General features: G+C 71.1%; 11 protein-coding genes. 8 read left to right on the forward strand and 3 right to left on the reverse strand.

Annotation, left to right across the window (positions count from 1 at the left end):
• Window positions 1–211: 211 nt before the first annotated feature.
• On the forward strand, window positions 212–667 hold the full coding sequence (locus ACNYS0_RS40165) for an ATP-binding protein (RefSeq protein WP_422481412.1): 456 nt from the start codon (window positions 212–214) through the stop codon (window positions 665–667).
• Window positions 668–752: 85 nt separating this feature from the next.
• Window positions 753–1,130: a recombinase family protein gene (locus ACNYS0_RS40170; protein WP_422481414.1), complete on the forward strand. Its 378-nt coding sequence runs from the start codon at window positions 753–755 to the stop codon at window positions 1,128–1,130.
• On the opposite strand, the gene ACNYS0_RS40175 is transcribed toward ACNYS0_RS40170, so the two are convergent.
• Both ACNYS0_RS40175 and ACNYS0_RS40180 read right to left on the reverse strand, forming a co-directional pair.
• Entirely contained in the window at window positions 1,105–2,274 is a 1,170-nt protein-coding gene (locus ACNYS0_RS40175) for an acyl-CoA dehydrogenase family protein (protein WP_422481416.1), read from the reverse strand. The genes ACNYS0_RS40170 and ACNYS0_RS40175 overlap by 26 nt on opposite strands.
• Before the next feature lie 64 nt (window positions 2,275–2,338).
• On the reverse strand, window positions 2,339–3,553 hold the full coding sequence (locus ACNYS0_RS40180; protein WP_422481418.1) for a CaiB/BaiF CoA transferase family protein: 1,215 nt from the start codon (window positions 3,551–3,553) through the stop codon (window positions 2,339–2,341).
• 167 nt (window positions 3,554–3,720) lie between these two features.
• Here ACNYS0_RS40180 and ACNYS0_RS40185 point away from each other — a divergent pair, with 167 nt between their 5' ends.
• The 5 genes from ACNYS0_RS40185 to ACNYS0_RS40205 all read left to right on the forward strand — a co-directional run bounded on the left by ACNYS0_RS40185 (window position 3,721) and on the right by ACNYS0_RS40205 (window position 8,768).
• Window positions 3,721–4,677, forward strand: coding sequence for a LysR family transcriptional regulator (locus ACNYS0_RS40185; RefSeq protein ID WP_422481420.1), 957 nt, complete (start codon window positions 3,721–3,723; stop codon window positions 4,675–4,677).
• Entirely contained in the window at window positions 4,670–5,509 is an 840-nt protein-coding gene (locus ACNYS0_RS40190; RefSeq protein WP_422481422.1) for an alpha/beta fold hydrolase, read from the forward strand. The genes ACNYS0_RS40185 and ACNYS0_RS40190 overlap by 8 nt, the downstream gene beginning before the upstream one ends.
• A gap of 168 nt (window positions 5,510–5,677) precedes the next feature.
• On the forward strand, window positions 5,678–7,027 hold the full coding sequence (locus tag ACNYS0_RS40195; RefSeq protein WP_422481424.1) for an MFS transporter: 1,350 nt from the start codon (window positions 5,678–5,680) through the stop codon (window positions 7,025–7,027).
• Between the two features lie 32 nt (window positions 7,028–7,059).
• On the forward strand, window positions 7,060–7,944 hold the full coding sequence (locus ACNYS0_RS40200) for an HTD2 family dehydratase (RefSeq protein ID WP_422481426.1): 885 nt from the start codon (window positions 7,060–7,062) through the stop codon (window positions 7,942–7,944).
• Complete coding sequence (locus tag ACNYS0_RS40205; RefSeq protein WP_422481428.1) at window positions 7,941–8,768, forward strand: HpcH/HpaI aldolase/citrate lyase family protein; 828 nt, start codon at window positions 7,941–7,943, stop codon at window positions 8,766–8,768. Before ACNYS0_RS40200 ends, ACNYS0_RS40205 begins: the two co-directional genes overlap by 4 nt.
• A 1-nt stretch (window position 8,769) precedes the next feature.
• On the opposite strand, the gene ACNYS0_RS40210 is transcribed toward ACNYS0_RS40205, so the two are convergent.
• Entirely contained in the window at window positions 8,770–10,245 is a 1,476-nt protein-coding gene (locus ACNYS0_RS40210; RefSeq protein ID WP_422481430.1) for a DUF6056 family protein, read from the reverse strand.
• 230 nt (window positions 10,246–10,475) lie between these two features.
• On the opposite strand from ACNYS0_RS40210, the gene ACNYS0_RS40215 reads away from it, so the two are divergent.
• Window positions 10,476–11,960 carry a glycosyltransferase gene (locus ACNYS0_RS40215; RefSeq protein WP_422481432.1) on the forward strand — a complete coding sequence of 495 codons (1,485 nt, stop codon included), beginning with the start codon at window positions 10,476–10,478 and terminating at the stop codon, window positions 11,958–11,960.
• Window positions 11,961–11,979 lie beyond the last annotated feature (19 nt).

The raw sequence follows: 11,979 nt of genomic DNA on the forward strand, positions 1-11,979 counted from the left end.
CGCTTGCTGAAATTATCAGGGAGTCGGTTGCAGGGTGAGCACGATCACGCGCATAGTTGCACTGTGAGCGGTCACGTCGCGGCTCTGACGCGGCATCAGGCCCCCTGGGGGTCCGTGATGCCCGGCTTGGTCTGTGCCTCTCACGGCTCGAGCTGTAGCCCGCACCCCCACACCGCGCCCGCCCCGCGGAAGGCACTGGAAGGCGACATTCGTGACTCTCCCCACGCCCCTGGCCCCGGCTGCGTCCCCCGCTTTAGCGACCGCGCCCGGCCGGGAGTTCTGGTTCGGCCTGCCCGCGCTGCGCACGAGCGCGAGATCCGCCCGCGACACCGTGCGCGAGCGGCTCCGATCCTGGGAGGTGCCGGGCGACACCTGTTGCGACGCGGTGCTCCTTGTGTCCGAGCTGACCACGAATGCGCTGCTGCACACCGAGAGCGATCAGGTCCTGTGCGGCCTCACGCTGACCGACGACGAGCGCAGCCTGCGCATCGAACTCCACGACGAGGGAGTCACTCCGGTGCGTCCGCCCGAGCACCGTGCCGGGCCGGGCGAGGAGGGCGGGCGCGGCCTCTTCCTCGTTCAGCAGCTCGCCGACCGCTGGGGCTCCGCGCGCTCGACGCGGGCCGAAGGAAAGGTCGTCTGGGCGGAGTTGACGGCCTTCTCCTGAGCCCACGGAGATCGACCGCCCCCGCTCCTCACCCTTCGCGCGACGAGGAATCCATTCTCCTCGATCCAACCATCAGGAGGCGCCCATGACCCCCCACGGCGACACCGCTTCACCCGCCGTGCTGTACGTATGCGCCGACCGGGCCCCGGGCGCGACCGGGCCGGCCACGCAGTGCGCGCAGACCGAAGGCCGCGCGTTCGCCCAGGAACGCGGGCTGACGATCGCCGAGGTCGTCACCGACACCTACGGTGAGCCCGACCCGGCCCGGCGCACGGGCTGGCGGCGGGTGCGACAGCTCGTGCAGACCGGCGACGTCACCGCGGTCCTCGTCCGCTGGCCCTCCGCCATCGCGCCGGAGTCCGCGCACGAACTGCGGCACAGAGAGACCAGCTGGCTGCGGGACCACGGCGTGCGCGTCCGCTACACCTGGGCTCCCCTCACGAGTCCAGGCCCCCTCGCTTGACGAGCTGAGCCGCGATCACGTTCCGCTGGATCTCGTTCGTCCCCTCGCCGACGATCATCAGTGGCGCGTCACGGAAGTAGCGTTCGACGTCGTACTCGGTGGAGTAGCCGTAACCGCCGTGAATGCGGACGGCGTTGAGGGCGATCTCCATCGCCGTCTCGGACGCGTACAGCTTCGCCATCCCCGCCTCCATGTCGACCCGCCGGCCCGCGTCGTACTCCCGGGCCGCGTGCAGGGTCAGCTGGCGGGCCGCGGTGAGCTTGGTGGCCATGTCGGCGAGGTAGTGGCCGATCGCCTGGTGCTGCCAGATCGGCTTGCCGAACGACTCCCGCTCCTGCGCGTACGCGAGCGAGTCCTCCAGGGCGGCCCGGCCGACGCCGAGGGCGCGCGAGGCGACCTGTAGACGACCGGTCTCCAGGCCCTTCATCATCTGGCCGAACCCCTTGCCCTCCGCCCCGCCGAGGACACTGCCGGCGGCGGCGACGTACCCGTCGAAGGACAGCTCGCAGCTCTCGACGCCCTTGTAGCCCAGCTTGGGCAGGTCGCGGGAGACGGTGAGGCCGGGACCGTGCTCGACGAGGAGGATCGAGATGCCCCGGTGGGTGGGCGTCGCGTCCGGATCGGTCTTGCACAGCAGCGCGATGAGCCCGGAGCGGCGGGAGTTGGTGATCCACGTCTTGGAGCCGTTGACGACATACGTGCCGTCGTCCCGGCGGCGGGCCGAGGTGCGCATCGCCTGTAGGTCGCTGCCGCCGCCCGGCTCGGTCAGGGCCATCGTCGCGCGCAGCTCACCGGTCGCCATCCGGGGCAGATACGCCGCCTTCTGCTCCTCGGTCCCGTAGAGGGTGAGCAGCTTGGCGACGACCGTGTGGCCGCCCATGGCGCCCGCGAGGCTCATCCAGCCGCGCGCGAGCTCCTCGGTGATCAGGACGTACGCGGGCATCGAGACCGGGGTGCCGCCGAACTCCTCCGGGACGGCGAGCCCGTAGATGCCCATCTCCTTCATCTGCTCGATGAGGGCTTCCGGGTAGGTGTTGGAGTGCTCCAACTCCTGTGCGACCGGCTTGACGTGCTTGTCCACGAAGTCGTGCACGGTCTCGACGACGAACCGCTCGTCGGCGTCCAGGGCGTCCAGGGTGCTCACGGGGCCTTCTCCTCTGCTTGCTGTCGTGTGGCGATGTCCGGGGGAGGGGGAGTGGAGCGGGGTGTCAGATCGCGCCCGCCGCGCGCAGGCTCGCGATCTGCTCGGGGGTGCGTCCGCGTTCCGCCAGGAGGCGTTCGGTGTGCTCGCCGAGGGCGGGCACCGGGTCCATCCGGGGATCGATTCCGGCCAGGTCGGCCGGGGGCCGCAGCGCCTGGACGGGGCCGCCGGGCGTGCCGACCTCGTGCCAGCGCCCGCGGCCCGCGAGCACCGGGTGGTCGAGGAATTCGGCGACGTCGTTGACCCCGGCGTTCGCGATGCCCGCCGCGTCGAGCACCTTGGCGGCATCGGCTCCGTCGTGCGCCAGGAAGCGCTCGGCGATGACGGCGTTCAGCTCCTCGCGGTGGGCGACGCGGGCGGAGCCGGTCGCGAAGCGCGGATCCGAGGCCAACGCGGGCCGTTCGAGGAACTGTTCGCACAGTGCGCGCCACTCGCGTTCGTTCTGTACGGAGATCAGGATCTGCTTGCCGTCACGGGCCGGGTAGGCGCCGTACGGGGCGATGGTGGCGTGCTGGGTGCCGAGGCGCGGCGGCTGGGCGCCGCCGTAGCGGGTGTAGTTGGCGGGCTGGCCCATCCACTCGGCGAGCGCCTCGAACAGCGACACCTCCACCGCATGCGCGACACCGGTGGTGGCACGGGTGAACAGGGCGGTGAGGATGCCGCTGTAGGCGTACATCCCGGCGGCGATGTCGGCGATCGACACACCTGCCCGCGCGGTCTCTTCCGCAGTACCGGTGAGCGAGACGAGACCGGTCTGGCACTGCACCAGCATGTCGTACGCCTTGCGGTCGGCCCACGGGCCGTCGGTGCCGTAGCCGGAGACGGTGCACGGGATCAGACGCGGGTGCTTCGCGGTCAGTGTCGCGGCGTCCAGGCCGAGGCGTGCGGCGGCGCCGGGCCCGAGGTTCTGCACGAACACATCGGCGTCCGCGAGGAGTTCGTCGAGGAGCTCGCGTCCTGCCGGGGATTTCACGTCGAGCGTCAGGGACTCCTTGCCGCGGTTCAGCCAGACGAAATAGCTCGACTCGCCGTGCACCGTGGTGTCGTAGCGGCGGGCGAAGTCGCCGCCGTCGGGCCGCTCCACCTTGATGACGCGGGCGCCGAGGTCGGCCAGCTGCCGGGTGGCGTAGGGCGCGGCCACGGCCTGTTCGAGGCTGACGACGGTGATCCCGGACAGCGGGTGCGCCGGGGGCGCGGCGGCACGATCGGTCGTCCCGGTCATGCGGTGACCTCCAGGTGCGGGGGTGGTCGTGTGGGGTGCGCGGGGCGGCCTGCGGGCGGCCTCCCCGTGACGACTAACATCATGGGTCTTCATGGCAATGCCCGTGAAATAGCAAATCGTGATGCCGCCATGCGCGGCGCGGATGGCAGGGCGAGGGGCGGGGCGCGATGGACATCAAACAGCTGAAGGCGCTGGTGACGGTCGCCGAAGTGGGCAGCGTGACGCGGGCCGCGACGGTCCTGCACCTCGTGCAGCCCGCCGTCACCCGCCAGATCCGCACCCTGGAGGAGGAACTGGGCGTCCCCCTCTTCGAACGGACCCGGCAGGGCATGCGGCCCACCGAGGCCGGGGCGGCCGTGGTCGAGCGGGCCCGGCGGGCGCTGCACGAGCTGGAGCGGGCCCGCGCGGAGGTGCGGCCCACGCCCGGCGAGGTGTCCGGCATCGTCACCGTCGGCCTGCTGGAGAGCACGCTCGAACTGCTCGCGGAGCCCCTGGTGACGGCCATGCGCAAGGCCCACCCCGGTGTGCGGCTGCGCGTGATGACCGCCTACTCGGGCCACCTTCAGCAGTGGCTCGACGACGGCGACCTCGACCTGTCACTGCTCTACAACCTCGGCAGCACGCCCTCCTTGAACGTACGCCCGCTGGTGCGCGAGCGGCTGTGGGTGGCGGCGCCGCCGGAGGCCGGGCTCCGCGCCGACACGCCCGTCCCGTTCGCCGAGGCGGCGGCGCGCCCCCTCGTCATGCCGACGTCCGGGCACGCACTGCGCGCGCTCATCGAGTCGGCGGCGGCCCGCGCGGGGGCTCGCATCGAGGTGGCGGCGCAGACCAACTCGATGCCCGTACAGAAGCAGCTCGCGCGAGCCGGACACGGCTGGACCGTACTGCCCGGCGTGGGACTCGCCGAGGACGTCGCCGCGGGCTCGCTCAGCGCCGCGCCCCTGTGCGAGCCCGCCGCCTGGCGCTCCATCGTCCTGGGCGCACCCCGCACCGGCCGCACCCCGCCCGCCGTGAACGTCGTCGCACAGGAGCTGGTGCGCCAGGTCAACGCCGCCGTGGAGAGCGGCAGATGGCCCTCGGCGCGGCTCCCCGACACGGACGACGAGGGTGGCGCTGATGAGTGAGAAGAAGCTCCAAGGGATGATCGAGAACGTGTACACCGAAGAAGGCACCACCACGGCCCCCGACGGCACCACCCTCGCCTATCAGACTCGCGGCACCGGACACCCGCTCGTCCTGCTCGCCGGGCAGGCCAACAGCCACCACTGGTGGGACACGGTGCGCGACGACTTCCATCCGGCCCGCCGCACGATCACCGTCGACTACCGGGGCACGGGCGCCAGCGGCAGGCCCGAGGCCCAGGAGGGCTACTCGACCTGGCAGTTCGCGGACGACGTGATCACCGTGCTCGACGCCCTGGGCATCGAGCGCGCCGACCTGTACGGCACCTCCATGGGCGGGCGCGTCGCCCAGTGGGCCGCCGCGCGCCATCCCGGACGGATCCGCCGCCTCGTCCTCGGCTGCACCTCACCCGGCGGCCAGTACGCCGTGGAGCGCGATGCCGAGGTGCGCCACGCCCTCGCGCGGACCGAACCGGGCGCCGCCGAGGAAGCGCTGACCGACCTCATGTACACCCCCGCCTGGCGCGCCGCCCACCCGGGCCCGTACGGCACGCTGGGCGATCCCTCCATGCCGCCGCACGCCCGCCGCGGTCACCTGCGTGCCAGCAGTGGGCACGACGCCTGGGACGCGCTGCCGTACATCATGGCGCCCACCCTCATCCTCCACGGCGACCAGGACCGGCTCACCCCGCCCGACAACGTGCCGCTGCTCGCCTCCCGCATCCCCGATGCCATGACGCTGGTGTTCCCCGGCGCGCGCCACGCGTACTTCGAGGAGTGCCGCGCCGAGGCCGGGACGGCGGTCGTCCGGTTCCTCAAGGGGGCGCCGCTGTAGGGCGGGGCGCGGGGGAATCGTGTCCGGCATCCATGCCCGCGACGCATGGACACATCACCGATTTCTATTGTTCCGCATCCCGCATCAGCGCTCATGATGAGTGGCGTTCCGAGCCGCCCGACCAACGCCGATCGAGCACTGAGTACGGAGACGCCACCGATGCCACGGATGAGCAAGACACCCGCCACCAGCCCACCCTCCCGCGTCACCGCGAACGTCGTGCGCGGCTGCCTGGGCAACCTCATCGAGTGGTACGACTGGTTCGCCTACGCCACCTTCAGCGTCTACTTCGCACCGGTGTTCTTCCCGGAAGGCAGCCAGACCGCCCAACTCCTGTCCACGGCAGTGGTGTTCGCGGTCGGCTTCCTGATGCGCCCGCTCGGCGGCTGGCTGCTCGGCGGCTACGCCGACCGGTTCGGCCGCCGGCAGGCACTGACCCTCTCCGTGCTGCTGATGAGCGCCGGGTCGCTCGTCATCGCCCTGTCCCCGGGACATGACGTCATCGGCCTGTGGGCGCCCGCCCTCCTCGTCGTGGCGCGTCTGGCCCAGGGATTGTCGGTGGGCGGCGAGTTCGGCTCGAGCGCCTCCTACCTCTCCGAGGTGGCACCGCCCGGACGGCGCGGCTTCTACTCCAGCTTCCAGTACGTGTCCATCGTGCTCGGCCAGCTCTCCGCGCTGCTCGTGGCGATCGTCCTTCAGAACGTGCTCACCGAGGCCCAGCTCGCGAGCTGGGGCTGGCGCATCCCGTTCGTCGTCGGGGCGGTGGCCGGGCTCACCGTCATGTACCTGCGGCGCACCATGGAGGAGTCCGAGCACTTCCAGAAGGAGCGGGCCCGCGCCACCGAGGGCGAACGCAAGGGCCTCGTCGCCCTGTTCAAGGAGTACCCGCGCCAACTGCTCGCCGTGTTCGGTCTCGCCATCGGCGGCACCGTCGCCTTCTACACGTACACCACCTATCTGCAGAAGTACCTCGTGAACACCGCGGGCATCCCCAAGTCGACCGTCACGGTCATCGGCTTCGCCGCCCTGTTCGTGTACATGCTGCTGCAACCACTGGTCGGCGCGCTGTCCGACCGGGTGGGCCGCCGCCCCGTCATGTTCGGCTTCTCCATCGGCTGCATGGTGCTCACGGTCCCGGTGATGACCTTCCTCGGACACACCGGCAACCCGTGGGTGGCCTTCCTCCTGATGACCCTCGCCCTCGCGTTCGTCACCGGATACTCGGCCCTCGCCGCCATCGTCAAGGCCGAGATGTTCCCCACGAAGGTGCGCGCCCTGGGCGTCGGCCTCCCGCACGCCCTCGTCACCGCCACCTTCGGCGGACTGACCGAACCGGTCGCCCTGGCCCTCAAGCAGAACGGTCACGAGACCGTGTTCTTCTGGTACGTGACCGGCTGCGTCGGCCTCACGCTGCTGGCCACGCTCCTCGTGCGCGAACCGTCCCGCGACTCCCACCTGGAGACCGAACCGGGCGCCGCGCCCCGCGCCGCCGAGGCCGACGCCACGACCCCCGCGTGACACCCGCCCCTCGACGGAAGGCAAGCACCTCCATGGCACCCGCCGCCTCCACCCCGTCCCTCGCCTCCTACGTGGAGTCCTGGGCGCCCTCCGTGACCACCGACGAGGACGCCCTGCCGCCGGGCCCCGCCGCCGCCCTCTCGGCCGTCCTCGACCTGCCCGAACCGGCCGCGAAGGCGGGCGATCCCCTGCCCCCGCTGTGGCAGTGGCTGTACTTCCTCGAGTGGCCCGCCCAGAGCGAGCTCGGCCCCGACGGACACCTCGCCGACGCCCGCTTCCTGCCCCCGATCCCCGACCGGCAGCGCATGTTCGCCGGCGGGCGCGTGCACGTCGAGGAGCCGCTGCGCCTCGGCGAACCCGCCGAACGCGTGTGCAGTCTCGCCTCCGTCACCCCCAAGAGCGGCCGCAGCGGCGAACTGCTCTTCGTCACCGAACGCCGCGAGTTCCGTCAGGCGGGCCGCACCTGCCTCGTCGAGGAACAGGACATCGTCTACCGCTCGGGACGCAGCGCGGCGGCGGCCCACCCCGCCACGCTCGACACCGCGGCCCTCCCGCACGCCGAGGACCCCTGGCAGCTGCGGGCCCGGCCCGACGAGCGCCTGCTGTTCCGGGTCAGCGCACTGACCGCCAACGCGCACCGCATCCACTACGACGCCCCGTACTGCCGCGACGTCGAGGGCTACCCCGGCCTCGTCGTCCACGGCCCGCTGCTGGCGCTGCTGATGCTGGACCTCGTACGCCGCAACTCACCCGAACGGCAGGTGAGTTCGCTCTCCTACCGGCTGCACAGGCCCGCCTTCGCCGGGGAACACCTGCTGGCCACCGGGACACCCGCGGACGACGGGCGGGGCGCCCGGCTCGGCGTCGCCACCCACCGTGAGACGCGGCACGCCTCCGCGGAGGTGACGTTCGCATGACCGACGCACCCGATGCCGCCGAGCGGATCGCCGCCGCGCGCAGCCTCCTCTTCGTGCCCGGCGACCGCCCCGACCGCTACGCCAAGGCGCACGCCGTTGGCGCCGACCTCGTCATCATCGACCTGGAGGACGCCGTCGCCCCGGCCGGCAAGGGCGAGGCGCGTACGCACGTCGCCGCCTGGCTGGCCGCGGGGCACCGGCCGGTCGTGCGGATCAACGCCCCCGGCACCCCCTGGGCCGAGGCCGACCTCGCGATCGCGGCGGAACACGGCTGTCCGGTGATGGTCCCCAAGTCCGAGGATCCGGAGGCCCTTTCGGGGCTGGCGGCACGGACGGCGGGGCGCTGCCCGCTCATCGCCCTGATCGAGACGGCGCGCGGGGTGCTGCGCGCCCACCAGGTGGCCGAAGCGCCGGGCGTGGTGCGTCTCGCCTTCGGCAATGTGGACCTCGCGGCCGACCTCGGGGTCGCGCACGACGACCACCTCGCGCTGACCCACGCCCGGTCCCAGGTGGTGCTCGCCTCGGCCGCCGCGGGCCTGTGCCCTCCGCTCGACGGTGTCACCACCGCCGTACGGGACACGGCCGCCCTCACCGCCGATGTCACGCACGGCCGCCGCCTCGGCTTCGCGGGCAAGTTGTGCGTCCACCCCGCGCAACTCGGGCCCGTGGCAGCGGGATTCGCCCCCACCGACTCCGAACTGGGCTGGGCGCGCTCCGTGCTCGCCGCGGGCGACGCGGTCACCACGGTCGACGGCCAGATGGTCGACAAGCCGGTCCTGGACCGGGCCCGACGCCTCCTGGCCCAGGCGGACCGGGCGGGCTGAGTCACGGCAGCTCGTGGGCCTGCTTGATGTGCTCGACGCCGTAGTAGGTGGCGATGCACGAAGCGGGCCACTTCGCCTTCCCGCCATGGCGGAACGGCTCGGTCATCTTGCTCTGGGGAAGCCGCTTGTACGGCAGCGTCCGCGCTCCGGCCGCCGCCTGCGCGCTCATCCAGCGGTCCTGGCGGTCCCAGTCCTGGGCGTGCGCCTGCATCGTTGAGCCGAGGCCCGTGAGCGAAGCCGTCAGGGCGACGCACACGAGGGCGTACAGCACACCGCCGGCGGCCAGGACCGGCACCGTGTGCCGCACGCGCGCCCGTACGGCGTGCCCGGCGAGCGCGCCGACGAAGACGAGGAACAGCAGGTACAGCAGCAGGTAGTCGTTCCACAGCCGGGTCGACGACACCACATGGTGCTTGAAGACGGGGTACGTGATGACCGTGCACACGTAACCGGAGACGAGCAGCGCGCAGGCACCCGCGAAGAGCACCGGAACGTACTTCTTCCTGAGGGAGCCGCGGCCCACGAGGCCGGGTGCCACCACGCCGAGGATCACACCCACCACGACGGCTCCGAGGTACCACCAGGTCGTGAGCACCGTGGCGGCGATCTCGGCGAACCCGTGCAGGGCGCCGAGCAGCGAGTCGGAGCTGAACATCGTCGACGCGTGCTTGCGCTCGCGCCGTCGCGCGGCGCCGGGGGAGGTGTACAGGATCAGTGTGCCGAGCACGAGGCTGCCGATGCCGGCCGTGCAGCACAGCCGCAGGAATCGCCGCCGTGCCGCCGGGAAGACAGGGCCGCTGATCAGCAGCGCGCACGCCAGGACGGTCGCCGCGACGACCGTCGTCTCCTCCGACAGGAGCCCCAGCGACACCCCCGTGAGGACCACGGTGCCCAGCGCGAGGAGCCTGCCCCGCCGCGAAGCCGCCCACAGCACGGGGACGGCCGCCGCGCAGGCGAACACCGGGGGCAGGGTGTGCGAGACGGAGGCGGCCGGCCAGTAGAACGTCTTGTAGGTGTTCGGCGATCCGAAGAGGAACAGGACCGTCACCATTGACGCGGCCAGCAGCGGCACACCCCGGGGAACCCGCAGCCGCGCCGCGTGCAGTACGGCGACGGCGAAGGCCCACAGCAGCGCGAGGACGAGCACACCGGACACCGGCGCGAACCACTGCTGGCCCGCCTCGCCGAACCGCGCATACGCCCACACCGCCACGGCGTTGACGATCCGGCCGTTGTCGTGGAGGTAGAACTTCCCCACCATCGCGGGCAGTCCGCCGTCGTGGACCACCGGAAGGAAGCACCAGTCGTCACCGCCGGTACGCACCAGGCGGGCGTTCCACGCGGCGTAGCCGAACACGGCGAGCGGCAGGAGTGTGAGCAGCGCCAGGGGTGCGGCCGTCCGCCACCATGTCCTCCGCGGTCGGGGACCGACGTCGGTGTGCTGGTCTCGAACAGCCTTCTCCGGTGCGTGCACCACAGGCCGCCCCCTTCTCGATCGGTGCCGGCGGAACGGAATTCTCCGCGACACGAAAATACGGTTTGCAGTGTGCTGACGTTCGGTTCCGCAGGTCAGCCTGATCGAAAGATAACGCGGCTGGGATGACTCTCGACGCGTTCGGCCCAGCCTTCTTACCGTTGTCTTGACCTGATGCGTCATGGTGGTGGCCGTAGTCACAAATGTTGAACTCACACCTGCTGGGGTGGCGAATGGAAGCGTGTCAGATCTCCGTTGTTGTTCCATGCTTCAACGAGGAAGAAGTGATCAACACATTTCACCTTGCGTTGATGGAAGTCCTGGAGGACACGGGACGCTCCTTCGAGATCTGTTACGTCGACGACGGCAGCCGCGACACCACCCGGGCCCAGTTGCGCGCTCTGGCCGCCGAGGACGAGCGGGTCCGCTACACGTCCTTCAGCCGCAACTTCGGCAAGGAAGCGGCCATGCTCGCGGGCCTTCGGATGTCGCGCGGCGCGTCCGTCGCCCTCATGGACGCCGATCTGCAACACCCGCCGGGACTGCTGCACCGGATGCTGGAACTGCGCCGGCACGGCTACGACCAGGTCGTCGCCCGCCGGGACCGCTCCGGCGAGGGGCTGCTGCGCAGGACCGTCAGCTCGGCGTACTACCAGGCCATGGGGCGCTGCATGGACGTCGACGTCGTCGACGGAGAGGGGGACTTCCGGCTGCTGTCGCGCCGCGCCGTCGACGCGGTGCTCGCCCTGCCCGAGGCCAACCGGTTCTCCAAGGGAATCTTCTCCTGGATCGGCTTCGACACCGTCAGTTTCACTTATCACAATGTCAATCGGGCGGCGGGACGGTCGAAATGGGGTGGTCGGCGTCTCCTCAACTACGGGATCGACGGGCTGATCTCCTTCAACAGCCGCCCGCTGCGCCTGGTCATCTACGCGGGCCTCGGTCTCGCATTCGCGGCATTCGCGTATGCGCTGTGGATCGCCGCCGACGTCGTCATCCACGGAGTGGACGTTCCCGGATTCGCCACGTTGCTGATCGCCATCGCGGCCCTGGGCGGAATCCAGCTGGCCACGCTGGGCGTCATCGGTGAATACGTTGGCCGAATCTACAGCGAGACGAAGCGCCGGCCCCCCTATGTGGTGCGCGAGACCGAGGCGAGCGCGGAGCGGGGCGCTGCCGTGCCCGCTCCCGGGACCGAGCCCCAACTCACCGTGGACGCGATCGTGCGGTCCAAGGAGGGGGTCGGCGACAAGAGCGCCCTGCGCACCTTTCGGCAGTTCGTCGTCTTCGGCCTGATCGGCATCGTCAACACGGCCGTGTACATGTCCGTGTACGTGTCGCTGAACCGGTGGATCCCGTATCTGATCGCGCACGTCATCGGGTTCTCGGTCAGTGTCGTCGGTTCCTTCCTGCTGAACAGCTACATCACCTGCCGCACGCGGCCGACCTGGCGGGGCTTCTTCCGCTTCCCGCTGTCGAGCCTCGTGAACATGGTGTTCAGCGGCGCGCTCCTCTTCCTGGGCGTGCACTCCCTGGGGATGGGCAAGGACATCACGGCGCTGATCGCGGGAGTCCTCGCCACGCCCCTCTCGTTCGTGATCGCCCGCTGGGCCATCACGTCCGGCACCGCGCACACCCCGCAGAGGGAGCCCAACTGGGCGCCGGTGTCCGAGAGTTCGGCGGATGCGCTGAGGCAGAAGGAGCATCAGAGTCTGTGAGACACGCGTAATCGACGCG

This window comes from Streptomyces anthophorae, assembly GCF_049310305.1.
GTDB lineage: Bacteria > Actinomycetota > Actinomycetes > Streptomycetales > Streptomycetaceae > Streptomyces.

Excerpts from the sequence above, each read along its gene's own strand:
- ACNYS0_RS40170 (WP_422481414.1), top strand. The coding sequence starts at position 753 with ATGACCCCCCACGGCGACACCGCTTCACCCGCCGTGCTGTACGTATGC.
- ACNYS0_RS40180 (WP_422481418.1), bottom strand. The coding sequence starts at position 3,553 with ATGACCGGGACGACCGATCGTGCCGCCGCGCCCCCGGCGCACCCGCTG.
- ACNYS0_RS40185 (WP_422481420.1), top strand. The coding sequence starts at position 3,721 with ATGGACATCAAACAGCTGAAGGCGCTGGTGACGGTCGCCGAAGTGGGC.
- ACNYS0_RS40190 (WP_422481422.1), top strand. The coding sequence starts at position 4,670 with ATGAGTGAGAAGAAGCTCCAAGGGATGATCGAGAACGTGTACACCGAA.
- ACNYS0_RS40195 (WP_422481424.1), top strand. The coding sequence starts at position 5,678 with ATGAGCAAGACACCCGCCACCAGCCCACCCTCCCGCGTCACCGCGAAC.
- ACNYS0_RS40200 (WP_422481426.1), top strand. The coding sequence starts at position 7,060 with ATGGCACCCGCCGCCTCCACCCCGTCCCTCGCCTCCTACGTGGAGTCC.
- ACNYS0_RS40205 (WP_422481428.1), top strand. The coding sequence starts at position 7,941 with ATGACCGACGCACCCGATGCCGCCGAGCGGATCGCCGCCGCGCGCAGC.
- ACNYS0_RS40215 (WP_422481432.1), top strand. The coding sequence starts at position 10,476 with ATGGAAGCGTGTCAGATCTCCGTTGTTGTTCCATGCTTCAACGAGGAA.